Here is an 876-nt window from a genome sequence, read left to right as displayed (position 1 = left end):
ATCGCGAAGGGCACCGGCGGTGTCGAAGAGGGCCAGGCCCTGCGCCTCCGTGATCGGACGCACCCCGGTACGGTTCATCCGCTCCAGGTCCGCCTCGCTCAACTCCCCCGCCATACCCGCCGCTTCATCCGCCCACAGACCCCAGGCCAGAGACTGCGCGGGCAGACCATTCGCCCGACGGTGACTGGCAAGGGCATCCAGAAAGGCATTCGCGGCCGCGTAATTGCCCTGCCCCGGATTGCCGAAGACTCCGGCCGCCGAGGAGAACACCACAAACGCGTCCAGTTCACGGTCGGCGGTCAACTCGTGCAGATTCAAAGCCGCGTCCACCTTCGGACGCAGAACCGAGTCGATGCGCTCCGGCGTGAGGGAGGCGATCACACCGTCATCCAGGACACCCGCGACATGGACGACACCGGACAGGTTCTCGATCGGCGCGAGAAGAGCCGCGAGAGCCTCACGGTCAGCCGCGTCACAGGCCGCCCATGACACCTCCGCGCCGAGTGCGGTCAGCTCCTCGGCAAGCTCGGCCGCGCCCGGAGCATCAGCACCCCTGCGACTGGTCAACAGCAGCCTGCGTACACCCAGTTCGGACACCAGATGCCGGGCGAACAAACCGCCCAACGTCCCGCTCGCGCCGGTCATCAAGACCGTGCCCTCACCGTCGCCGAAGCGGGAGGTGGGCCCGGCCTCCTCCTCAGTCACCACCGGGACGCGAGCGAGCCGCGCGCCGTACAGGGCCCCCTCACGCACCACGACCTGCGGCTCCCCCGACGCGAGCGCCAGAGCCACCGCATCCACGTCGTCCGTGTCGACCAGCACCACCCGGCCCGGCTCCTCCGACTGCGCGGACCGCGCGAGCCCCCACACCGCCGC

Annotated in this window: 1 protein-coding gene; it reads right to left on the bottom strand. The window is 69.7% G+C overall.

The window, feature by feature from the left end; genetic code table 11:
- Nucleotides 1-876 (bottom strand): beta-ketoacyl reductase (locus ACFQVC_RS42435; RefSeq protein ID WP_381842142.1); only part of this gene is annotated, 876 nt, incomplete at both ends.

The organism is Streptomyces monticola, from assembly GCF_042665355.1.
In the GTDB taxonomy this organism is placed as follows: domain Bacteria; phylum Actinomycetota; class Actinomycetes; order Streptomycetales; family Streptomycetaceae; genus Streptomyces; species Streptomyces monticola.
This window is presented reverse-complemented; position numbering and strand designations above follow the sequence as displayed.